24 protein-coding genes are annotated in these 22,814 nt (G+C 63.1%); 8 read left to right on the forward strand and 16 right to left on the reverse strand.

Features of this window, described 5'->3' with window-relative positions; all coding sequences use genetic code 11:
* Positions 1–50: 50 nt before the first annotated feature.
* The gene (locus tag HUK72_RS18660; RefSeq protein ID WP_255325871.1) at positions 51–1,397 is read right to left on the reverse strand and encodes an MFS transporter; all 1,347 of its coding nucleotides are present in this window, start codon (positions 1,395–1,397) and stop codon (positions 51–53) included.
* 126 nt (positions 1,398–1,523) lie between these two features.
* On the opposite strand from HUK72_RS18660, the gene HUK72_RS18665 reads away from it, so the two are divergent.
* Together HUK72_RS18665 and HUK72_RS18670 are read left to right on the forward strand one after the other, a co-directional pair.
* Positions 1,524–1,796 carry a PRC-barrel domain-containing protein gene (locus tag HUK72_RS18665; protein ID WP_066562946.1) on the forward strand — a complete coding sequence of 91 codons (273 nt, stop codon included), beginning with the start codon at positions 1,524–1,526 and terminating at the stop codon, positions 1,794–1,796.
* Positions 1,797–1,866: 70 nt separating this feature from the next.
* On the forward strand, positions 1,867–2,496 hold the full coding sequence (locus HUK72_RS18670; RefSeq protein ID WP_066562947.1) for a TetR family transcriptional regulator: 630 nt from the start codon (positions 1,867–1,869) through the stop codon (positions 2,494–2,496).
* Here HUK72_RS18670 and HUK72_RS18675 read toward each other — a convergent pair.
* The 12 genes from HUK72_RS18675 to HUK72_RS18730 form a co-directional block, all read right to left on the reverse strand.
* On the reverse strand, positions 2,461–3,033 hold the full coding sequence (locus HUK72_RS18675) for a VOC family protein (protein ID WP_176598275.1): 573 nt from the start codon (positions 3,031–3,033) through the stop codon (positions 2,461–2,463). The genes HUK72_RS18670 and HUK72_RS18675 overlap by 36 nt on opposite strands.
* Positions 3,030–4,298: a hypothetical protein gene (locus tag HUK72_RS18680; protein ID WP_066562952.1), complete on the reverse strand. Its 1,269-nt coding sequence runs from the start codon at positions 4,296–4,298 to the stop codon at positions 3,030–3,032. Before HUK72_RS18680 ends, HUK72_RS18675 begins: the two co-directional genes overlap by 4 nt.
* Positions 4,295–5,071, reverse strand: a complete 777-nt coding sequence (locus HUK72_RS18685) for an SDR family NAD(P)-dependent oxidoreductase (protein ID WP_066563898.1) — start codon at positions 5,069–5,071, stop codon at positions 4,295–4,297. The genes HUK72_RS18680 and HUK72_RS18685 overlap by 4 nt, the downstream gene beginning before the upstream one ends.
* Positions 5,072–5,087: 16 nt before the next feature.
* Positions 5,088–6,281 carry a sulfotransferase gene (locus tag HUK72_RS18690; protein ID WP_176598276.1) on the reverse strand — a complete coding sequence of 398 codons (1,194 nt, stop codon included), beginning with the start codon at positions 6,279–6,281 and terminating at the stop codon, positions 5,088–5,090.
* 121 nt (positions 6,282–6,402) lie between these two features.
* A complete protein-coding gene (locus tag HUK72_RS18695) occupies positions 6,403–7,533 on the reverse strand; it encodes a phosphotransferase family protein (protein WP_066562957.1) in 1,131 nt (376 codons plus the stop codon).
* Positions 7,534–7,535: 2 nt separating this feature from the next.
* Entirely contained in the window at positions 7,536–8,618 is a 1,083-nt protein-coding gene (locus HUK72_RS18700; RefSeq protein ID WP_066562959.1) for a TIGR03857 family LLM class F420-dependent oxidoreductase, read from the reverse strand.
* 60 nt (positions 8,619–8,678) lie between these two features.
* Positions 8,679–9,134 (reverse strand): nuclear transport factor 2 family protein, encoded by a 456-nt coding sequence (locus HUK72_RS18705; RefSeq protein WP_066562961.1) that lies wholly within the window; start codon positions 9,132–9,134, stop codon positions 8,679–8,681.
* An 11-nt stretch (positions 9,135–9,145) separates the two neighbouring features.
* Positions 9,146–10,339 carry a DUF1214 domain-containing protein gene (locus tag HUK72_RS18710; RefSeq protein WP_237230090.1) on the reverse strand — a complete coding sequence of 398 codons (1,194 nt, stop codon included), beginning with the start codon at positions 10,337–10,339 and terminating at the stop codon, positions 9,146–9,148.
* A gap of 93 nt (positions 10,340–10,432) precedes the next feature.
* Positions 10,433–11,197, reverse strand: coding sequence for a tyrosine-protein phosphatase (locus HUK72_RS18715; RefSeq protein ID WP_066562965.1), 765 nt, complete (start codon positions 11,195–11,197; stop codon positions 10,433–10,435).
* A 4-nt stretch (positions 11,198–11,201) separates the two neighbouring features.
* Positions 11,202–11,714: a VOC family protein gene (locus tag HUK72_RS18720; RefSeq protein WP_102999864.1), complete on the reverse strand. Its 513-nt coding sequence runs from the start codon at positions 11,712–11,714 to the stop codon at positions 11,202–11,204.
* A gap of 33 nt (positions 11,715–11,747) precedes the next feature.
* Positions 11,748–12,539: an SDR family NAD(P)-dependent oxidoreductase gene (locus HUK72_RS18725; RefSeq protein WP_066563899.1), complete on the reverse strand. Its 792-nt coding sequence runs from the start codon at positions 12,537–12,539 to the stop codon at positions 11,748–11,750.
* A gap of 122 nt (positions 12,540–12,661) precedes the next feature.
* A complete protein-coding gene (locus tag HUK72_RS18730) occupies positions 12,662–13,540 on the reverse strand; it encodes an AraC family transcriptional regulator (protein WP_066562968.1) in 879 nt (292 codons plus the stop codon).
* Between the two features lie 150 nt (positions 13,541–13,690).
* On the opposite strand from HUK72_RS18730, the gene HUK72_RS18735 reads away from it, so the two are divergent.
* The 3 genes from HUK72_RS18735 (at position 13,691) to HUK72_RS18745 (ending at position 15,932) form a co-directional block, all read left to right on the forward strand.
* Complete coding sequence (locus HUK72_RS18735) at positions 13,691–14,980, forward strand: sulfotransferase (RefSeq protein ID WP_176598277.1); 1,290 nt, start codon at positions 13,691–13,693, stop codon at positions 14,978–14,980.
* Positions 14,981–15,070: 90 nt separating this feature from the next.
* Entirely contained in the window at positions 15,071–15,388 is a 318-nt protein-coding gene (locus HUK72_RS18740; RefSeq protein WP_066562971.1) for a 2Fe-2S iron-sulfur cluster-binding protein, read from the forward strand.
* A gap of 40 nt (positions 15,389–15,428) precedes the next feature.
* Positions 15,429–15,932 (forward strand): ester cyclase, encoded by a 504-nt coding sequence (locus HUK72_RS18745; RefSeq protein ID WP_066562972.1) that lies wholly within the window; start codon positions 15,429–15,431, stop codon positions 15,930–15,932.
* A gap of 32 nt (positions 15,933–15,964) precedes the next feature.
* Here the strand turns inward: HUK72_RS18745 and HUK72_RS18750 are convergent, their stop codons facing one another.
* Positions 15,965–16,630 (reverse strand): TetR/AcrR family transcriptional regulator, encoded by a 666-nt coding sequence (locus HUK72_RS18750; RefSeq protein WP_066562973.1) that lies wholly within the window; start codon positions 16,628–16,630, stop codon positions 15,965–15,967.
* Between the two features lie 66 nt (positions 16,631–16,696).
* On the opposite strand from HUK72_RS18750, the gene HUK72_RS18755 reads away from it, so the two are divergent.
* From HUK72_RS18755 to HUK72_RS18765, 3 genes are all read left to right on the forward strand, one after another.
* Positions 16,697–17,635, forward strand: a complete 939-nt coding sequence (locus HUK72_RS18755; protein ID WP_066562974.1) for a Rieske (2Fe-2S) protein — start codon at positions 16,697–16,699, stop codon at positions 17,633–17,635.
* Between the two features lie 14 nt (positions 17,636–17,649).
* Complete coding sequence (locus HUK72_RS18760; protein WP_066563901.1) at positions 17,650–18,723, forward strand: aromatic ring-hydroxylating dioxygenase subunit alpha; 1,074 nt, start codon at positions 17,650–17,652, stop codon at positions 18,721–18,723.
* A gap of 62 nt (positions 18,724–18,785) precedes the next feature.
* Positions 18,786–19,868 (forward strand): LLM class flavin-dependent oxidoreductase, encoded by a 1,083-nt coding sequence (locus HUK72_RS18765; RefSeq protein ID WP_066563903.1) that lies wholly within the window; start codon positions 18,786–18,788, stop codon positions 19,866–19,868.
* A 182-nt stretch (positions 19,869–20,050) separates the two neighbouring features.
* Here HUK72_RS18765 and HUK72_RS18770 read toward each other — a convergent pair whose 3' ends face one another.
* Both HUK72_RS18770 and HUK72_RS18775 read right to left on the reverse strand, forming a co-directional pair.
* Positions 20,051–21,706: an FAD-dependent oxidoreductase gene (locus HUK72_RS18770; RefSeq protein ID WP_066562975.1), complete on the reverse strand. Its 1,656-nt coding sequence runs from the start codon at positions 21,704–21,706 to the stop codon at positions 20,051–20,053.
* A 73-nt stretch (positions 21,707–21,779) separates the two neighbouring features.
* Positions 21,780–22,700 carry a TIGR03619 family F420-dependent LLM class oxidoreductase gene (locus HUK72_RS18775; RefSeq protein ID WP_066563905.1) on the reverse strand — a complete coding sequence of 307 codons (921 nt, stop codon included), beginning with the start codon at positions 22,698–22,700 and terminating at the stop codon, positions 21,780–21,782.
* Positions 22,701–22,814 lie beyond the last annotated feature (114 nt).

The following is a 22,814-nucleotide window of genomic DNA, read 5'->3' on the forward strand; positions in this document are numbered from 1 at the left end:
GTCATCCCGTTCAGGGCCGCTTGGCCGAACCTCGACAGCTTTCCCGTCCTTCACGACGCATTTGCCTCCAGCGGTAGATTTTTTGCGGCGAGAAGATAGTGGAGAACCGCGATCAAAAGCACGGATGCGGATAGCTGCATGCTCAGTTGCAGACCGCTTGCCGCAGCCGAGAGACAGGCCGCCGGCGGTGGCCCCCTCCCCGCAGCGAGACAGTCCGCGGCATAATTCCCCTCGTAGAGAAACACGGCCAAACGATCGCTGAGATAGCCCAGCACCACCGATCCCAATCCCAGCCCGGCCACGGTCTGGCCGAAGGAGTGGAGCGCGGCGGCGGATGCCCGCATGCGCGGTTCGACCAGCGATTGTGTAATGGTCATGATGGCGGGGGTGAAGGCGTAGAGTAAGGTGGTGGCGACGAAGAGAAAGGCGACCAGCCATCGCCAGTCCGACTGATGAATCGCGAGCAGATAGAAGGGCAGCGCCAGCCCCACCGCGATCGCGGGCGCCCATCCGCCCCAGCGTATATCACGCCGGATCAGGCGTCCGATCAGATAGCCGCCGCTGACCTGCCCGACCATTGTCGCCAGACTGAACGAAAGCGCAAACATAAGACCTGCGTGGGCAAGCGGCAGATCGAAGCGGCGGACCAGCAAAGGGATCAGGAACAGGTTGGTCCCGAACCCGACCAGCCCTACGAAACCGCTGCCGAAGGTCAGGTGCAGGAAGGCGGGCGAATGGGCGAGCCGCCGCAACACCATGGCGAAGGGCGGCGTATCCACGCTTTGCCCCGCATCTTTCCGCTCGGGCTCGGGAATCGTCGCGATCAGCAGAAGCGCCAGCAGCAGACCGGGTGCGCCGACCGCCACGAGCGCGAGCCGCCAACCGAATGTCTGCGCGACCGCGCCACCAGCGATCGCCGCTATGGCGCCGCCCAGAGGTACCCCTATCGCTATCAGCGAAAAGACGACCGCGCGGCGACCGGCATCGAACCGGTCGGAAATCATCGAGACGAGCGCCGGTGTGAAGCCCGCTTCTCCGATGCCTACGCCCATGCGGCACAGCAAGAGCTGGACATAACTTCCCGCTGCGCCGGAGAGCGCGGTCATCAGCGACCAGAGCATTGTCACCACAGCGATGATCCGTACCCGGCTGTAGCGTTCGGCCAGCCGCGCCAGCGGAATGCCCAGCACGGCATAGAAGAGCGAGAAGGCCAGCCCGCCGAGCATGCCGAGTTGAAGATCGCTCAGCCGCAGATCGTGGCGAATCGCCTCGCCGACCACGGCGATGATCGTGCGATCGATGAAGTTGAACATGTAAATCGCGCCCAGAAGCAGCAGAAACCATTGGTCGCGTGCGCCTGACCCGCCCCTGCCCTTCATCGCCTCTCCGATTGCCATCCGGCTGCTTTTTTCATGCATGTAAGACAGATAGAACAGATTCTTTTCGATGTGTATTGGTTTTCTCTTGAAACGATCCTTCGACTGCGCCAACAGGTCGCCATCTTCGACAAAGGATTTCAGCATATGAAGACCATCATCATCGCGCTCACGGCTCTGGGCCTGGCCGCGCCCGCCTTTGCCCAGGCGCCTGCGGTGGATCGCAACGAGGCGATCTACTCCGCCGATGGAACCAAGATCGGCAAGGTCGATCGCGTGCTGACCGCCGGCGACGGCGCCGTGAGCGCGGTGCGCGTCATCTATCGCGGAAAGTTCATCACCATCCCCGCAACCACGCTGAGCGCGGGTGAGAAGGGCGTGACGACCAGCCTGTCGAATGCCGAGCTGAAGAAACTGTGATTTTTTGCCCCACGGTCTTGCAGGACCGTGGGGCATGGACCCGTGCCGCGCCTCGGCTTAAAGCGAAGGCATGAGGGCAAACCAACAACCGCTTGCACGGCTTCCCCGGCGCGGCCGACCGCCGCAATCCGAAGGGCCTGCGCTCGACCGCAGCCGGCTGGTCGCGACCTTGCTGGACATGGCCCGGTCGGGCGGAATCGAATCGCTCAATATCCGTCCGGTGGCGCAGCGTCTGGGCGTGTCCCCGCGTCTGCTCTACCATCATGTCCGCGACAAGGAGGAGATGCTCGGCCTGCTGACCGACGAGATTCTGCGCGGCCGGATGCCCGACCTGTCGGCGCCGGATTGGGAAAGCCGCCTCCGCAGCATCGCCCGCGCGGTCCATCTGGCCTATCGCGATTTTCCGGGGTCCGCCGCCTTCATCCTGTCACGCAGCGCCAACCGGCTGGAGCAACCCAATGCGCTGGCGATCCGCCGCGCCATCTTCGAGGCGCTGGCCGAGGCAGGGCTGACACGGCCGCAAAGCGAAGAGATGCTGGTGATTTTTTCCGTCATCGTGCTGGGCAATGTCGTCGTGTCGGAAAGCCTGACCGACAATGACGAACGGCTGGCGATGCAGCGCGATGTGGTGGAAGCCGCCTTCACCCGCGCGACGGACATGCTGCTAACCGCGATCCGCGCCATCGCGGGCGCGGCCTGAGCCTAAGGCAAGGTCGGCGATGGATCGGACGGGGCGGCTGATCCCGTCCCACGCGCGATGGGCGGCGTGCATCCGGTCGAGCGACGCTTCCATCGCAGGCGAAAGCTCCATCAGTTCGACATAGCCGCCATTGCCTGCGCGGGTATCGAACAGCGCGAACCTTTCACCCGACGGCATCATTCCGCTGAACGCCATGGCATAGCCTTCGCCGGACAGCCGCTCCACCCCCTCGTCATAGGGAATGCGCAGCATGACATGATGATAGCCATCGCCATGACGGTCGAGCATTTCGGTGAAGACCGAAGGCCCCTCATTCGTCTGCTGGAGCAGTTCGATCAGCAGTCCGCCGGAAAAGCCGAACGCGACCTTCATCGCCACCTGCGTCGGCGCGCCACGATAGATCTGGCCCGGCAGCACGGGCACGTCGAAAACGAAAAACGGTCCCGCCCCCATGACCCGCGTCCAGTGAGCCAATGCGCGCTCCATGTCGCGCACCACCTGACACAGTTCCAGTATCGAGCCCTTGGGCTGCATCATGCGTCTCCCCAGATTGCGGCATGGGTTCGCAGGCCATGCTGGCGCGCGCGATCGCGCAACTGCTGTTCTCGCAGGGCGAGATCGACCCGGGGAACGCCTGCGTCCACTTCGCGGTCGATGGCCGCCAGATCGACGACACGCACGTCGCGAATGAAGCGGGCGGGGTCGGCGCCTTCGGACACGCCCTGCCAGCGCAGCAGCACCCAGCCTTCTTCGAGGCCCGTCGTATCGATCCAGTTGGCGATGCCCGGATCGACGCCCGCCACCACATAGCTGACCGTGCAGTCTACGGCGGGCGTGACCTGCCCACTGTTGAGGCTGACCATGCGAAGCATCGGATCTGGCGAGATCGTCCACGGGTCGGCGATCTGGATGCCGGTATAATAGCTGCCCGCCGGATCGATGGTCACTAGCAACCCCTGCCCTTCCCCCAGTGCAAAGCGCCCACCGGCCAGATAGCCCCAACCCCCGTCGCGGCCATTGGGTCCGATCAGCCGATTGGGTTCGGGATGGCCGAGAAAATCATTTTTGAAACCCGACCAGAAGGCGACCCAGGCAGGCAGGTCGGCGATGATGGTCCGGGCAATCTCGCTCTCGCTGCGCGGGCGCCGGTCCGATGGCGGGTCGAGGCGACGGACGCTGACCTGTGCCGGCACCTGCCGCCAGTCGCGCTGACTGTCACGGGTATAGACCTGAATCCGCGCGCCCGGCTCGGTCCGCAAATGGGTCGCACCGCCTTCCTGCGGGCCGACGGTCACCGTCACCTGCCCATCGGCATCGCAGAAGGGCAGAAGTTGCTGAAGCGTCAGCGCGCCCAGATTACGGCCAAGTCCCGCATGATGCTCCGGCTCGACCTCGGCAACAATGCTGAACTGTGGCGGATCGGCGGAAAAGCGAATGTCGACGGCATAGTGCCCATCGCCATCGACCGGAATTTCACGATTGAAATTGTCAGGATTGTCGATCGCCACCGCCGCACCCGGATAGATGTGGCCGAACCAGCGCCGCGGGGCGTTGCTGATATTCCAGACGACCTTGGGATCGGCGGGATCACCATTGGCTTCGCGCATGGCGAGCCCCAGCACCCACTGATCGAGCGCACGATCCAGCCCCAGCCGTCCGTCGAGCGTAGCCGCCAGCGGATCGGCCAATAAGAGGAGGCGCGCCTCCTCGCGCGCGGCGCGGATGTCGGCCCGTTCGATCAGGCGTAGCGCCAGCCGTTCCGCCGCCGCCTGATCTTCGGTCCAGAGGGGGTTGGCGGTCATGAAATGGTCCCCACCCGGCCGCCTTCGGTGAAGATGGTGCTGCCGGTCGTGTAGCTGGAGCCGTCCCCCGCCAGCAATATGGCTGCGCCTACCGCCTCGTCCGCCGCGCCGAAGCGCTTGATCGCGTTGCGCTCGGCCAGGCCCAGCCCCTTGTGAATATCGGCCTCTTGTCCGTCCGGACTCATCGATCCGACGCACAGGCAGTTGATCCGCGTGTGCGGCGCCTGCGTCTTGGCCAGCTCGCGCACCAGAAAGAGCAGCGCCGCCTTAGACACGCCATAGGCGACGGCGGGCGGGATTGGCGTGAAGCCGCCGCAGCTCTGGACTGAAATGATGCTGCCCTTGCCATGCGCCTTCATATCGGCCTCGGTCAGTTCGGTCAGACGCCAGGTCGCCATGACATTGACGTCCATCGCCGTTTTCCAGACGTCGTCCGTGTTCGCCCAAAGCCCGCCATCAGCGGCATAGACCACGCCGGCCGCGGCATTGTTGAAAACGATATGGATCGGCCCAAAAGCCTCACGGGCGCCCGCCACCAGCCGTTCGAGATCGGCCTTCTCGCCTGCATCGGCGGCGATGGCGATCGCCCTGCCGCCGTCGGCCGCGTTGATCTCTGCGGCAATCCGGTCGAGCCGGCCCTGCGAGCGGGCGGAGAGGACCACATTGGCGCCCAATTCGGCATAGGCCTTGGCGACATGTTCTCCCACGCCCGGCCCTACGCCGGTCAGGATGGCGGTGCGCCCGTCGAGGCGGAAACGGTCGAGAACGCTCATGCTCATACTCCAGACATCAGGGTCGCGCGCGGTCGAACAGATGGCCGTAGCGCGCATAATAGCCGGCAAGCCGCTCATGCACCTCGCCCGGATCGATGCCGAACTGTTCCGGACTATGCTTGTGCTTGCCAAGGCGGCTGGCGGCCGGATTATCTGCCAGAAAAGCGGTGATGCGGTCGCGATGCTCGTCGGTGAAGGACAGAGCGAAGCGGTCGTAGATGCGCTGCATCGCCGCCATCGGATCGGCAACGATATCGCGATGGGCGAGGTCGAGAATGCGGCCCTCGATCGCCGGATCATTCGCCCGCGCCTCGGTCGCGCGGGCCATCGCCGCGCACCAGGTGTCGACCACCGACCGGCCGATCGCCTTCAGGTCGTCTGCGCCGCCCACGGCAGCGAGGAACCCCGCGATCATGCTCGACAACGAAGAGAAGGTCAGCACCGGATCGCGATGCGTCCACACCAGCATCGCGCCGGGATAGGCCTTCACCAGACCGGGCAGGTCCATCAGATGCTGCGGTGATTTCAGCGTCCAGCGGCCCTTGGGTCCTTTCCACTGATATTGCTGGAGCATCCGCTTGTGGGTGCGATATTGCCCTTCCGGCACGGTATCCTGCAACCAGCGGGCGAAATCGGGAACCCCCAGTTCGGCCGGAAAATTGGTGCTGGCGAAATGCAGCATCATGCCATGATTGCACTCTCCCGGCTGCGTGCAGTCCATCCGCTGGATATCGGCCAGTTGCGGCGCGTGTTTCAGCCAGTTTTCATAAATGGCCTGCACCTGCGCGATGCGCGGATCGCTGTCGAAACTCGCTTCTTCCGGGGCAGGCCAGGGGATATACCATTCCCATTCGCGGGGCGCGCGAGCGGCCGGATCAAGGCAGAGCAGGTCATAGGTGATCGTCGTCCCGGTGCGCGGCAGGCCGCAGACGATCAGCGGGTCCCCCACGTCCTGCGCGACAATGTCCGGATGCTGCCTTTCGTCTTCGGCGAAGCGCAACCGGGTCGCGAGCAAACCGACAATCTTGTGATGCGCGGTCTCGCGCAGCTGGGCAGGCGGGTCCATCGCCTCGACCGCTTCGACCAGCCGGCGAAAGCCCGTCATGAAGGACAGGTCCGGTCCGAAATCGGACAGTCCGGTCGCGGCGCCCGCCTCCGCGATCAGCGCATCGACGTCGAGAGGCGAGCGCTCCGCGACAGCTCCGTTCATGAATGCCCCTCGTCCGACCGCTGCCTCATGACTCGCCTCTCCACTATTATTCCACACTGTGTATTTAATAGAAGAGGCCGTGGTCAAGCAGGCAATTCACTTATGCCCGCAGCGAGCCGCGTCAGGCCGCCTTGTCTTCCACCGGCGTCAGATTCTTCATGAAGGCCACGAAATCCGGTCCCAGTTCGGGGATGGGCAGCCCCAGCTTTTCGGCCAGGTAAAGGGTCATGAAATTGTCGTTGAGCGATTTGTTCGTCGCAGAGATGTTGCCGATGCCGACCTGCCGGTCGAAGGCGCCCACCGCGACCAGCGCCATGCGGAGCGCCGCGACGATGTCATAATAATTGAGATGCCCGGCCTTCTGTCCGCTTGCCGCTTCCCAGATGGCAATCGTCTCGTCCTTGCTCGGCAGGCCTTCCAGCCGGGTGATACCAAAGCGGCGGCCGAACAGATCGTCGAAATAGAGCCACCAGGCGAGGTCAAGCTCCGCCGGCCCCAGTGCCGCGAGTTCCCAGTCGATCAGCGCGTTGACGCTACCGTCGGCCGCGAACATGACGTTCGACGGCGTGGGATCGCCCCACAACACATTCACCCCCGCATCGGCAGGCATGTTGGCGCGCACATAGGCCATGGCGGCATCGACGATGGGCATCGTCCGGCCGCGCCCCGCAGCCTTGTGCCACGCCTCCAGCGCACCGACATATTGATCGAGACCCGGCCGCCCATTTTCCGGCTGGGCGAGAAATTCAAAGCCGTCGCGCCAGTCGATCGTCGCCAGGCTGGCAAAAGCGTTGATGGCATTGGTGAATGTTTGCCGCCGCTGTTCCGGGGTCATCTCGACCAGCCAGCCTTCCAGATTATAATTGGGCTTTTGCTTGGCGCATTCCCCTTCCACCTTGCCCATCACCAGGAAAGGCAGGCCGAGAATATCGGGGTCGAGATGCATGCCGATCCAGGGCGGCACGGGCAGATCGCCGCGCGCATCGAGCGCCGCCATCATCCTGCCCTGAAGCGCGAGGCTGCTGCCGAACACCACTTCCAGATCCATCGGCTGACGGCGGACCACAAGCGTCTGGCTCTGGGCACCAGCCGGATCGACATAGTCGACGTCGACAAAGAAGATGTCCGCCGAAAAGCCCGCGCCCAGCGTCACATTGAGCGGGCGAACGCGGATGTCGCGCCACTCGGGCTTTTCGCTCGCCAGCCAGTCCTGCAACTGGACGGTGATACGATCGGGAGTCAGCAATTCCATGATTACAGCCCCTTCGCCGCCAGCGCGCGCTTCAGTTCGGTGGTGAGCGGCCCCATATCCTTGGGCGACGAGCCGTGGAGCAGAATTTCATCGGCGCCAGCATCCAGGAACCCCATGAGCTGATCGGCGCATTGGGCCGCGGTCCCCACCGCAGCGCCCTCGTCCAGCCATTGCTGCGGAATGAGCCGACTGACGTCGACCAGCTCCTGCCGCGTATAGGCCTGATCCGCCGGCTTGCCGTTGAGGCCTGCAATCTTGGGATGGGCGCGGATATCCTCCAGCACCTTCTTGTCCCAGCCGTTGATGTCGACGATCAGGTCGCCAAAGCCGGGCAGTTCGAAATAGGTGATGGCGCGGCCGCCGACGACGGCCTCTTCCTCGTCCTTGGGCAGGTCCGGGGCGACGATGATATTGTGATAGATGCGCACGGACATGGGATCGCGGCCGGCCTTCTCCGCCGCGTCGCGGACGATCTTGGCGCTGTTCTTCACCCCCTGCGCCGACACGAAGGGATGCAGCAGCACGCCGTCGCAATGTTCGCCAGCGAATTCCAGGCTTTTGGGCCCGATCGCAGTGAAGATGATCGGCGGGGGCGTGCCGCAATGGCGATCGGTCAGATTGATGGCGGGGAATTTGCCCAGCACACCCTCATAATCGATCTTCTCACCCGCCCAGAGGCGCCGGCAGATCGAGATCAGATCGGCCAGCCGCTCCATGGTGATCGGCGGCGAACCCAGCATCTTCATATAGGCCGGAACCGCCCGCGCGAACATCAGGCGGAACCGCTCGCCGCTCATCGCCTGCATCATGTCGGCGACGCTGGCGGTGACGAGCGGATGGCGCATCGTCGCATATAGGGTGCCGGTGATGCGGATCTTCGACGTGGCCTCGGCCACCGCGCCCGCCAGCACCGCCGGTTCCTTCAGCGCATAGCGTTCGGATATCCACACGCAGCCAAGGCCGATGCGCTCCGCCTCTTTCGCTTCGTCGATGCCGCGGCGCGGATCATTGACCCGCCCGGGGAGGATATAGGTGCCGAACTTGTCGAAAAGTGCCTGCGCGCCGGGTTCCACCGCTTCCGTCATTCCCATGTCCTCTCAAATATATGCCACTGCATTGCCGTTGGGAGGAGCATTGGCAACCTGTCAAACGGCAGGTTCGGGATGCACCTCGACATAGAGGCGCGTGAGCTTGAGCGCAGCGATTTTCCACTGTCCGTCCTGACGCACATAGCGTTCGGTATAATGGCCGAAACCGGTGATCGACTGACCGCCGGGGATCGGACATTTGCCCGGCGCCCAGACCACCCGGTCCTGCATCGCCGTGATCATGTCCGCCTCATCGCCGCGCAGGTCGATTTCCGACGAGTGGATCTGATGCGCCGAGCATGCGTCGATGACCGCGGAACGCACCTGCTCCAATATGGCGGCGTGCCCGCTCATCGGGGGATTGCCGGTGTCCTCCTCCACATCCAACACCGCATCGGGCGTGAACAGAGAGAGGAAGCCATCCCAGTCCTTGGTGTCGAGAAAGCGGCAATAGCGCGCCTTCACATTGCGGATCGCCTCATAGTCGAGAAGTCTGGCCAGTTCGTCGCTCATTGGTTCCCCCCTCACCAGATGATGCGCGTGTGCGCGCGGAGCGTGCGTTCGCGAAGCGCTTCGGCGCGCGCGTCCGGTGTCACCAGTACAGTGTCGGCGGGCAGATGGCTGCGCACGTCGGCGAGCTTGACCTTCTTCATCGTCGGCGTGGGCCGCTCGTCGGTGTTGAACCAGCGCCCCTGCACAGCGCCGCTGGCATAGCCCGATGTGTCAAGCCAGTTGTGAACGCCCGGATCGTGCGCGGAAATGACCGCGCGAAAATAGCCGTCGCCATCGACCACGGCCTGCGCCGCATTGAGGCTGGACTGATTATGATACCAGTCGGTCGTCTCATAGAGTTCGTTGGTCAGGATCAGCGACCAATAGTCGACTTCCCTGGGGATCTGCACCTCAGTTATCAGCGCCTCGTCATCGGCCAGATCATAGGCGCCCTCATAATAGGACTGCCGGGCAAGGCCCGTCATCTGCGAGAAGTCGACGACCTTCAGCGTGTTGATCAGCCCCTCGTCGCGCAGTTTCTGCACCTTGTCGGGAAAGGCCAGCGCACAGACCGTCGCCGTGGCGGGAATCTCGGCAAAACGATGCGCCAGTTGCGCCAGCGTCGGGCGTCCCTTGGCGGCGTGATCGGCATCCAGACGCACGATGCCGAAGCGCGGCTCGCGCTCGACACCCCAGTCGCAGGCGACGATCCGGACCATCAGCTTCTCGGTCGCGGGTTTTAGTTCCCACCAGTCGCCATCATAGCCGGCGGGACGCGTCGGCGAGAGGATGACATCGAAGGCCCCATCGGCACCGATATGCAGATCATTGAAATCATTGGCGTCCTGTGCGGGATGATGCTGGCCGGTGCGCAGCGTGTCCGGGCCAAGCTGAGCCAGGATCATCATCCGCGTCGTGCCGCGATCGCCCCGGATGCGATAGGTCCCGCCCTTTTCGATCAGCGCCGCCTTGTAGATCGTATCCGCATTAGGCTGAAAGATATTCTGGCAGATATTGAGTTCGGGCACGAAAATCGGGTGACTGCGATCATGCATGATCGCGTCGTTGGTCGTCCGCAGCACGCCCGACAGCAGCAGGCGCATCGATTCCTGCATAAGCTGTGGATCGCCGCGCAGCCTTTCCGGGATACGGTCGCGCATCAACTGGCCCAGGGGGCGAAGCTGGTCGAGCAAGTCTTCCCATTCGAAAATGCCGTTGTCGCTCATCTCATTCTCCACCATCTTCTTCCGGTTGACGGCCGACGCCCCGGCAGCAGAAGCCCGGCCAGGGTGGCGGACACGCCCGCGCAGATTTCCCGCCTAGTCTGTGGCAAGCAATTGTCTCAGCGCCGCTCGCCGCCCCGCGTCGACACCTGCCGCCTCGAAATAGCCTTCGATCCCGCCCCAGCGCGTCACGACCATATCGAGCGCCCGCGTGAGGAAATCATCCTGCACACCGATCAACACCGCCACCATGTCGTCGGGCGGAACGAAGCCGAAGGTCTTTTGCAGATCGCGCTTGAGATGACCCGACACGCGCAGATTCTGGCCGAATATATCGGACTTGCGATAATCCTCGACAATCACGGGACGCGACACTGCGAGCAGGTCTAGGAACAGGGCGACGACGACACCGGTGCGATCCTTGCCTGCAGTGCAATGGACCAGCATCGGCGTGTCATGAGCCAGCAGCGCGTCGACCATCAGCGGCAGATGGGGCAGAAAGGCCTGCGGCATCAGGCCGTAATTATGCGCCATCACCTCGGCGGCGCGCGCGGCGGTCGGCTCGTGACCGAGCGACATCCACATATCTTCCCCCTGCGCGCGCAGGTCCGTATTCATGTCGAGGTCGAGCATCCGGCAATCCGGGCCGCACCAGTCATGAGGCGCCGCATCCCTCTCGATCGTCGATCGGAGATCCGCCACCGAGCGAAAGCCCAGGTCCGACAGTTCCGCATGATGATCCTCGAAAAAACTGGCCGGGCCTTCGGACCGGAACAGGATGCCGGACCGGACCTGCCCTCCGCCCGCGGTCGGCAGGCCGCCAATGTCGCGGAAATTGAGGCGGGACAGGGCGATGGTCATGCAATCAGTCCTTTACTGGCGGATAGGTGGGGACGACGGCGCGCATCTGCGCCAGAAGGTCGGGCGCCATCCAGACATGCTCGACATAATGGCCCAGCGTCGCGCGCTCGTCGGTATAGATATATCGCAGCACGTCGCCTAATGCGCCCTCGAACACAACCGGGTGCCGCGCCAGGTCGAGCGAGGCGACATGCGCCTCCCAGTGGGCAAGCGGTCCGTCGATCCGGGTCGCGACATGATGAAAGCGAATGGCCAGGTCATCGCCCTCGGGCAGAAAATCGCTGAACAAGGGGGCCGTGTCGCCCACCGGTTCGATCAGTTCGACCTCCACGCCGCCGACCACCGCCAGCGCGATCTTCAGCACCGGCTTGCCGGTCGGGTCTTCGCCGGGCTGGATGTTCGACAACTCGAAGAAGCCGGGCGTGCCATAAGCGTCCTTGAGCGCGGCCATCGCCGCGTCGAGATCGTTGGTGACATAGGCGACCTGGCAATGCTGGCTGTTGGGCCGGGCGAACATGCATATCTCCTGCTATTATCGACAGTCCGTCGGTCAGTTGGCGGACATCTTCCCCCCGTCCACGACCAGCGTGTCGCCAGTGTGATAGGCCGCCATGTCGCTCGCCAGATAGACGACCGCGCCTTCCAGATCGGCCGGCTTGCCCGCTCGCCCGAGCGGCGCCTTCGCGGCGACCACGTCCGCAATCATCTTGCCAACCTCCGGGTCTGCAAATGTCATCTCGGTTTCGATGAAACCCGGTGCGATGACATTGCAGCGCACGCCGATCGGACCGAGTTCGGCCGCCAGCGCCTTGGCGAGGGCATTGAGCGCGCCCTTGGCAATGCCATAATGGGCCATGGTCGGCACGCCCTGGAAGATCGAACCGCTGCCGCAGATGATCAGCGAGCCCCCCGGATCGCCCGCCTCGGCGCGCGCCTTCATATGCCGCGCGCCCTCCCGCAGGGTGAAGACCGCGCCATCGAGATTGACGTCGATCAGCTTGCGATAGGTGGCGACGTCCATGTCCGTGAACGGCACCCGGCTGGCGATACCGGCATTGGCGACCACCGTGTCGACCCGGCCCATGGCATCGAGCGCGCGGGCGAAGCCGGCAACGATCGCGGGTTCGCTGGCGACATCGACCACGTCAGCGAACACCCGCACCCCATGCGCGCGCAACGCCGCTGCCGCCTCCTCATTCCTGTCGGCGCGCCGCCCCCAGAGGATGACGTCACTGCCCGCGCGGGCGAGGCCGCGGGCAAAGCCGAACCCCAGCCCCGAATTGGCGCCCGTGATCAGCGCCACCTTGCCGCTCAGATCGAACAGGTTTTCCGGCACGTCCAATTCTCCCGTTGGCCGCTCGAACATAGGCGGCGCTTTGGCGCAACATTGCTGGCGACCGCGCCGATGGACAAGGGGGGCCAGTTTCGCGATCGCGCCAATGCCATCGCGAAACGGCCCTGCCTTCAATGCATCATGCCTTCACGAAACTGCCGGGGCGTCAGGCCGGTCGCCTTGCGGAAGGCGGCTGAAAAGGCGGCCGCGCTGTCGAAGCCGCAATCCCAGGCGATGACCTTGATCGCCGGGCCGGCCTGGCGCAACAATTGCTTTGCCCTGTCGATCTTGCGGTCGGCGACATAGCGGGTGAGCGTCTGCCCCGTAGCAACCTTGAACTGGCGGAAGAAATGACGGGTGGAAAGGCCGCATTCCGCCGCCAACTCGGCGACGGATGGGGGCTTACCCGGCTGCTCGATGCGATCGCCGATGCGTTGAAGCTGGGCCCGGGACATGCCACTCCCCCGTATTCCGGTATCGCCGCCCGAAACGCGCAGATAGCGCTGTAACTCGATCGCGGCCTGAAGCCATATCGCCTGTGTCAGCATCTCGCTGCAAAAGCCGGGCTGCGCAATCTCACCCGCAATGCGCCGGAGCGCCTCACGCACGGCGGGGCTGCGAACGTCGAGCGATGCCTGCAAGGCGTCGTTCGACAGATCCGGCTCGTCATGATCGAATCCCATCCCGTCGAAGCCGCAGCATATCGATGTCTGCTCGCCCTCGCCCCACTCGGTATGAAGTTCGCTTCGGGCCGGGACGAACAGCACGTCACCCAGGGCGCTGGCTCTGCCCTCTCCGATCCCGCCATAGCCGCCACAGGGACGACCGGGGCGAGGAGACAGCGCGAGATCCAGAAAGCTGCGGGGCGACGAAAATATCCCGCCCTGCAGGCCACGGAAGCGATAATGGTGCAATTCCATCACCACGCCGGGCAGCGCGATCCGGCCCCGAACCGTACACTCCATGGCCGGTGTGACGGGCAGATCATAGACCTGGGAAACAGCGTTCATCTAAACTCTCCGAACAGTTTCGCGTGCCGCGATGCCATCCTGCGCAGCATGGCGCTTTTGCGGAGCATTTGGCGCAGTGGCGATGGCTGCGCACCTTGCGGAAGAAAGGGTCCGTGCTTTTAGATGGCGCATCGATAAAAGGAGAGCGACATGGGCAGTCCCGCGCAGGAAGAGGCCGCGCGCCGTAACATCATTGACATTACCGACCTGCATCACCCCGTGCTGACCGATGTCCAGATGCAGGTGATGGCCGGGGCCGAAGCGGCGGCGGATCAGATCGTCCTCCAGCCGGAGGTCATTTTGACTGCGGCGCAGGCGCAGACCGGGCTGTCGGATTTCGGCGCGGACGATTTTCGCGAACGGCTGGCCGTATGGTGCCAGGCCGTGGACGAGGATGCCAACGCCTCGGCGGTCACGCGCGCCAATCTGTTCCAGATGATGATCCGCTTTGCCGCGACCCGCCTGCGGATCGAGGACATAGTGAAGCGCCACCCGGAGATATTGGACATCCAGATCGTCCGGCCGATCATCGTCGCGGGCCTTCCCCGATCGGGCACGACGCATCTCCTCGGTCTGCTGTCGGCCGACCGCCGGTTCCGCTCCCTGCCCTGGTGGGAAGCGATCGCGCCGGTTCCCGCCCCTGACGAAACCCCGACACCTGAGGATAGCAATCCCCGCTGGACCAAGGCGGAACAGGGCTGGCGGATGATGGAATCCATCCTGCCCCATATGGCGATCATGCACGAATTTTCGCCCGATCATATCAGCGAGGATATCGAGCTTCAGGCGGTCGACTTCTCCTCCTATCTGATCGAGTGGCTCGCGCATGTGCCGCGCTGGCGCGATTATTATCTCAGCCACGACCAGTCGGGCACCTATGCCTATCTGAAGAAGGGCCTTCAGGTCCTGACATATCTGAATGGCTCGAACCGCTGGGTCATCAAATGCCCGCAGCATATGGAGCAGTTACCCGCCCTCTATAAGACCTTTCCCGACGCCACCTTCGTCCTGACCCATCGCGATCCGGTCGGATCGATCCGGTCGCAGCTCACCATGTATAGCTATGCGGCGCGCATGTTCCGCAAGACGGTCGATATTCAGGAACCGCTTGGCTACTGGCCCGACCGTTATGAGAAGCTGCTCCGCGCCTGCGTGCGGGATCGCGACATCCTGCCCCCCGACCGGACGATCGATGTCTATTTCCACGACTGGATCAGAAATCCCGACCCGATCCTGAAGGAAATCTATCGTATTGCCGACATCCCCCTGACCGATCAGGCGCTGGCCGATCTGCACAGCTATCTGGCCGAGCATGGCGAGCAGACAAAGGGCAAGATCGTCTATGATCTGGAACGCGATTTTCATGTGACCGGCGAGGAATTGCGCCGCCCCTTCGCTTTCTATTTCGATCGTTTCCCGGTCCAGGTCGAGGTGAAATAGCCAATCTCACAACCTGCCTTTCGACAGGAGGGAAATCAGTGCGCCCTGATTAGGAGGGGGCATCGATTCCGATTCCAGCAGAGGAATGCCATGCCCGAATTGAATGTCATTACCCGTGACGGCGCCCAGCAGACGATCAAGGCATCCGCCGATACGTCAGTGATGGAAGCCATCCGTGATTCCGGTTTCGATGAGTTGCTGGCGCTATGTGGCGGCTGTTGCTCCTGCGCGACGTGCCATGTCTATGTCGACCCGGCCTTCGCTCAGTCCCTGCCCCCGGTATCGGACGATGAAAGCGATCTGCTGGATGGATCGCCGCATCGCAACGACTATTCGCGCCTGTCCTGTCAGGTCATGATGTCGGAAGCGCTTTCGGGCCTTACGATCACCATCGCGCCTGAAGACTGAGCATAACGCACCACCCCTGAATGAATGAGAGAGGACTATCATGGCCTGGAAAGAAGATATTCGTGAACAGCTCGACGTGTCGGATTCGACCGTACTGACCGACAAGCAGAAGCAGATGGTCAAGCATTGGACCGACCTGCAGGAAACCCTGAATGCCGGCGACTTTGACGGCATGGATCGATTTTTCCATCCCGAATTTCGCTACGGCAACCCCAACCGGCCGGATCTGGGCACCTATGAGCAGTGGAAGACCTCGCCGGTCGCGCTCTACAAGACCTTCTTCCCCGCCGCCTACAAGACCATCGACGCGGTCGGCAAAGGCGACGATGAAATCTGGATCTACGCGACCCATTATTGCAAGCATGTCGGCGGCCCCTATATGGGCGTGCAGCCGACCGGCAACGAGTTTCAGGTCAACTGGTTCTCGATCGTCAAGTTCAAGGACGACAAGATCATCAGCATCTTCAGCATTTCCGACGTGCTGACCATGCTGAAGGACATCGGCGTGGTGGAAGTCCCCCAGCCTGTCGATCCCTATAAGTAAACAGATGTGCCACTGCCCTTCTTCCGCGTCGGTCAGGCGACCGGAGGAAGGAGGGCGGCGAGCAGGAAGGCGGCCAGGCGATCGGCATGCTCGGCCGCATGCATATCATCCACTTCCTGCCCGGCCCCCAGCCGCTGCTGCATCGGCACGGCACAGAAATAATAGCCGACCCCCTGCACCAGCAGCGCCATCAACGCCGCCGTCGACAGGCCGTGAACCGGCCGCTGCAACCGCACCGCGTCGAGCAGACCATCGAGCCGCCGCTGGAACGGCAGCACAAAATGTTCGACGATATGGTCAAGCCGCCAGGTCGAACGGCAGCCTTCCACATTGGTCAGCGACACGATGTCGCCATTGCTCGTCGCCCACAGGCAGAAACGCTGGATCAGATGGCGCAGCCGCACTTCCGGATCGGCCGGCTCGTCAAAAGCGGCTTCGACGAAGGGCGAGGCCTGCGCCATGCGCCAGTCGACCGCGCGTATCCACAGATCCTCCTTCCGGCCGAACCGGACATTCAGGAGATTGTGGCTGACCCCAAGCCGCTTCGACAGATCGCGCAGCGTCGTTCCCTCATAACCGCGCTCCGCGAAGGTTGAGAAAGCCAGGCCCAACAGCTTGTCCTCATCCACGGCCTGGGCGGCATTGAGGGCGGGACGGCCGCGGGTGCGCTGGGGACGATCGAGCATCTGCAGATTCATAGTGAAAAGACGTTGACATATAAATTGTCATCCGTCAATTTAATCGAAAGGAGAGTGGATAGCGCTATGAGTCTCGATTCTGATCTTTGGTGGGCTGTCGCACGGTCCGAGGAAGTGACCTCCGAAAAGCCGCTGTCCGTCGATATCGGTGATCAGCCGGTCGTGCTGTGGCGCGACAATCACGGTATCGCCCGCGCGCTGGAGGATCGCTGTCCCCATCGTCGCGCCCCGCTATCGCTGGGCTGCATCCGCGACAATGGCTGGATCCAGTGCGGCTACCATGGCTGGAGCTATGACGGCGAGTCGGGACGCCTGAAGGAAATCCCGAACATGAAGGACCAGCAGAAATTCCCGCCGATCTACAAGGCCAATGCCTTTGGCGTCAGCGAGCAGGCGGGCTTCGTGCGGGTCTGCCTCAATCCCAAGGCGGAAGCGCCGCTCAGCGCCGATCCCAAATACAGCTATATCGGCACGGTCAACGTCAGTTGCAGCCATCAGGAATATCTGAATGCGCTTTATGACGATCCGAGCCTCGTCATCGCGATCCGCGGTGTCCGCTTCAGCCCCTATCTGATGTCGGAACTGCATGAGGAAGGCGGGATGCTGGTGATGGAGCGCAATTGCCAGTGGCACCCGCTGCATTGGCCGTCGCATTTCGTGGCCGAATTTCCGCTTACCCTGCTGACGCGCACCCATCCGCTGACTGGCGAGACGCAGTTGACGCTGCGCGACGACCAATTCAACGATCTGCTCCACGCCGTTCTTTCGCCCGTCCCCTCGGCGCGGGGGGTGACAGCCGTCCGCTGGCGGGCCGAACTGGGCGTTCGCCATCCGGGCGTGCGCGGCGCGGTGCTGCGCGGGATCAACCCGCTGTCGGTGCTCGCATCGGTCGACGGATCGAAACTGCGTGCCACCAAGCCCACCGTCTCGCTGCATGGCGAGGATCTGCGCAAGGCAATGCTGGAAAGCGCCCCCGCGACCCATGATCAGACCGTAGCGGCCTGAAGGAGGATTTGAAGATGCTCGAAACCGCCGATCGTCCCGTTTCGCACGACGACAATTCCGCCGCGCCATCAGGTGGCAACCCGATCGCCCTGAACGCCATCAACCGCTGGGTGCCGCATAATCTCGTGATGCGCGACAGCTGGTTTCCGGTGGCGCATGATTATTCCGTGACGGGGAAGCCCGTCCGCCGCGCCATCTATTCGCACCCCATCTTCCTGTGGCGCGACAATGGCGTCGCCGTCGCCAGCGAATTCCATCCCAATGAGCGGATCGCACGCGACAAGAGCGAATTTACCGACGCACGCGGCCGGTATCCGGTGATGGAACATTATGGCGTGGTCTGGGTGTGGTTCGGCAACCCGCTGGCGGCAGACCCGGCCCATCTCCCCAGCCTGCCCTTCCTCCCTCCCAAGGGTGGCCTGCCGCGGCACATGACCGCGACCGTCCGCTTTGAGAGCGCCGCGCCGATCAGCCTGGAAAATCTGATCGACCTTACCCATGCCGACTTCCTGCATGCCGACGTCGTCGGCGACGAACGGTCGGACAGCGAAACCGTGGAAACCTTCTACGACAGCGAGACCGTCACCATGGTCCGCACCTGCGTCAACAAGTCGGTCGCCCCGGTGATGAAATTCTTCAGCGGCATCAAGCAGCCGACCCAGAATGTGCGGCAGGTGATCCGCATCTATCTGCGCTCTCACTGCGCCATCGCCTATGGCCGGTTCAGCCCCGGTGACGATGTGCCGCTGTTCCACCCCTGCACGCCCGAAACGCGGGACCGCACGCGGATGGAAATGGTCATGAACACCTCCAACGCGGGCCTGATGTTCCGCCATGTCATGCCCAAGGCGGGTTACAAGGTGTCGCGGCAGGACAGCTACATGACCTCGCCGCAAAGCCCGCGCTATATGCGCCATACCGACCGCAAGGACCTGCACAGCAAGTTCGACCAGGCCGGGCAGCGCTATCGCATGGCGATGATGGAACTTGCCGACCGGCAGGCGAAGGGCGACTTCGCCTATCGCGACAATGTCAGCGCCGATTGCAGCGACATCATCGGCCTGCGCAAGGAACTGTTCCAGTTCTGATCTGATCTCTCCCCATGGGCGGACGGCAGCGTCCGCTCCTTTTTTCCTTTTCCGGAGTCGCCATGTCCAAGCTCGTCAATGCCGTCGGCGGTGAACGCCGCTGGTGGGCCGTCATGCCCACCCTGCCTGCCCCCGCCATGGCGGGTATCGGCCAGCAGATGGAACAGGCGGGCTTCGAGGGCTGCTTTTCGCTGCAAATTTACGGCCCGCCCTTCGTTCCGATGGCTGCGACCGCCGCGCTGACGAGCAGCCTGAAGGTCGGCACCGGCGTCGCTATTGCCGGGACGCGCAGTCCGGTGGAAACCGCCTACGCGGCGATGGACGTCGATCGCATTTCCAATGGCCGCTTCGTGCTGGGGCTGGGCTCCAGCATCAAGAGCTGCGTCACGGGCATGTATGGCGAACCCGAACGCAAGCTGCTGTCCCACCTGCGCGAAAGCGTCAAGGTGATCCGCTATGTCATCGCCAACGCGCATAAGGGGCTCGATCCGATCGAGGGGGAATATTTCTCCGCCGATTTTGAGGAAATGATGCTGACCGCGCCCCCGGTGCGGGAAGAGATTCCGATCTGGATCGCGGCGCTACAGGACAAGATGACTGCGCTTGCGCTGGAAATCGGCGACGGTCTGATGGTCCATGCCCTCTGGTCCGCGGCCTATACCAGGAGCCGACTGCCTTTCATCAACGAGAAGCTGGCCCAATATGGCCGCAGGCGCGAAGATATCGAAATCAACGCCTGGCCTTGGATCGCGGTCAATGATGACAAGCAGAAGGCGATCGACGACAGCCGCGCCACCGTCGCGGCCTATTCCGGATACAAGGAATATGAGCCCTTCTTCGAGGCGATCGGCTTTGGCGATCAGGCGCGCGCCTGCCAGTTGAGCCTGGGTGAGCATGGCGACATCGCCAAGGTCATCGGCAATGTGTCCGATGCGATGGTCGAAGCCTTCGTGACCTGCGGGCCGGTGGACGAAGTTCTCGAAAAAATCGAGCCGTTCTGGGATGTGGTGGACTCGCTCTGCCCGATGACGCCCTATCGGGATCTGACCATGGACCAGCTGACCGACTATAATGCGGGTCTTTTCAAGCTGGTGGCGACGGCTCGGGCGCGGGCCGGCATGGTTGCCGAACCGGCGTACAGCTAGAGCGCGCTGCGTTAAATTCGGCGCAGGTCGCGCGCTCTAAGTTTCTGTTGTCGCATCGTTTATGCGGAAAACCGGTTTCCACTTTTCCGCACGATGCTTTAAGGTTGATCTCAGTAGTTGCTACGGCAGGAGCCGGGGCCAAGGATAACCTTGACCCGGCTCCTGCCGTCCCCCCCAAAGAATCAGGCCGGCACCAGTGACTCGGCCATGGCTTTGCCGGCGATGAACCCTGTCACCATGGCCGGGCCGACATTGCAGCCATGCGCCGGCGATTTGCCGCGCCAGATGGAATTGGCATCAAGCCCGGCCGCAAACAGTCCTGCTACCGGCGCGCCATCTGTTCCGATCACGCGGCATTGCGCGTCGATCTTGAGGCCCACCGTCGTGGACCCGTCGCCCGGATAGATTTGGATGGCATAGAAGGGTGCCTTTTCCACCCGACCAAGACACGGGTTGGGCTGATGCCTGGGATCGCCGATCTCGATATCGATCTGCGTGTCGCCCTTGCCGAAATCCAGATCCTTGCCGGTCTCGGCATAGCGGTTCATTTTCGCGACCGTCGCCACCAGCCCGTCGGCGTCCACACCGATCTTGTCCGCCAGTTCGCGCAGGCTGGGCGCCGCTGTGACATAGCCCGCCGCGATCAGTTTCTTGAGACCGCCGCCGCCGGGATACACCATGCCCATGCCATATTTCTTGATGAACGCGGCATCCCCGATGATGTGGGCGGGCACGGTGCCGCTCTTGTGCATGGCCTCGACAAAGTGGACGGACGCCTCATTCCCGAAACGCTCGCCCTTGGCATCGACCGCGATGCAGCCGGGCTTCGACATGTCGATCAGATGCGCGTAGCGCGCGACATAGCCGTCCGGCCGCGTCATCTTGGAAACCACGGCCCAGACGGCATTGACCAGATTGTCGCCGTCCAGCGACGCCCCGGCATCCAGCCCCATATTCATCCCGTCACCGGTATTTTCATAAGGCAGGATCGAGATATGCTCCTCGGCATAGGGGATATAGGCCTTGCGCAACTGCTCACTGGCCGAAAAACCGCCGGACGCCAGCAGGACGCCAACCCTTGCTTCGATGTCCTCGCCGCCGACGCGCACGCCGGTCACGCGGCCGGCCTTCACCAGCAGCCGATCGACAGCGGCGTCCTTGCGGAGCGTGACGCCAGCATCGATGGCCGACCGGATCAGCCGCGCCGCCAGCGCATTGCCCATGGTCAGCCGCGTACCGCGCGGATAGCGGCGCACCTTGTCCAGGCCGAATTTCGCGGCCAGCTTGCCGAAATGGAACAGCGACCTGGGCGACGGCATTTCGGCCAGATAAGGAAGGTCGAACAGATCGATCATGAAGCCGCCCGGCGCGTTGAACTCCTCGCGTGCCGGACGAAGCTCGGCGAAGTGATCGCCCAGTTTCTTGCCGTCATATTCCTGCGGCGAAAGCAGTCGGCCATGATCGGCGGCGCCGCCGACTTCAGGGTACCAGTCACTGCTGGGCGGCGAGAGAAGGAAATGAACCTCGCTGTTCTTGTCCAGCCATTCCACCATTTCCGGACCGGCGTCGAGATAGGCGTCGATCAGCGCGGGATTGGCCGTCGGTCCGATCACGTCCAGCACATATTGGCGCGCCACGGCGCGGCTGTCCTCGACACCGGCGGCCTTGGCCTGCGGGCTGTCGGGAATCCAGATGCCGCCGCCCGAAACCGATGTCGTGCCGCCGAAATGTTCGGCCTTTTCAAGCACGAGGACCGACAGCCCGGCGGACGCGGCCCTGATCGCCGCAGTCATGCCCGCAGCGCCCGATCCCACCACCACAACATCATATTGGGCCATCAAGTCCTCCCGATCAGTCTTGCGATGTCCATGAGGAAAAGCGCGCCAGCTCGCGCCTTTCCCCCGGCAGGTTTCAGATTTTGGGCATGATTTCCTCGGCCACCCACTGGAGCCGCTCAAGATATTCGGTCAGCCCGGATATGCCCGGCGGCAGCGGAACGATGGTTTCATTGACCCCCAGTTCCTTCAGCCAGCCCACCTGATCGATGACCTTTTGCGCGTCCCGCGTCCCGGGCGCGCGCGGGTCATCCATGATCTCATGATGCGCGCCGACATTGAGCATTTCGAGCGCAAAGAACATGTCGATCGGCCGTCCGTCATATTCAGGCTGCGAACGGATGAAGTCGAGGCATTCCGGGAATTTTTCCGGCGGGGTGCGGAAGGGCGACCAGCCGTCGCCGAATTTCGCCACGCGCCTGAGCACCGGTTCGGCATCGCCCCCGAACCAGATCGGCAGACGCGGTTGCTGCACCGGCTTGGGCGCGAACCCGACATTTCTGAACCGGACGAACTCGCCCTCGAATTCGGGCTTTTCCGATGTCCACAGTTCCATGATCGCGGCGACATATTCATCGGCCATGCGCCCGCGCTGGTGGAAATCCACACCCAGCATGTCGAACTCTTCCTTCAGCCAGCCGACCCCGAACAAGGCCGTGGCCCGGCCGCCGCTCAGCCAGTCGAGCGTCGACCAGGCCTTGGCATGAACGATCGGGCTTTGCAGAGGCAGGATCGACACCGAGGAACTGAGCTTCATGTTCCTGGTACGACCGGCGAGGAAGGCGAGTGCAACCGTCCCATGAACATAATGGTCGCCCGACAGCGCTATATGTTCCTGTGGGATGATGAAATGTTCGCCCAGCATGCATTTGTGGAAACCAAGTCGATCGGCCGTCGCCACCGCCTGTCCGATGTCATCTCCGGTCAAAGCATATTCCCAGGGCTGCGTCATCGCGGCGACGTGCATGCTGTTGGGAACGCCGATGTTGAGCTTCATGATGATCCTCCCATATTCTCCGGGCGAAAGGATAGACGGGGCGGGGTGCGCGGCACCTTCCCGCCGGAAGGGGAAGCCGCCCTGAAATCTGTGCCCGACGATTTTCGGCACGGC

The organism is Sphingobium sp. 15-1 (assembly GCF_013375535.1).
In the GTDB taxonomy this organism is placed as follows: domain Bacteria; phylum Pseudomonadota; class Alphaproteobacteria; order Sphingomonadales; family Sphingomonadaceae; genus Sphingobium; species Sphingobium aromaticivastans.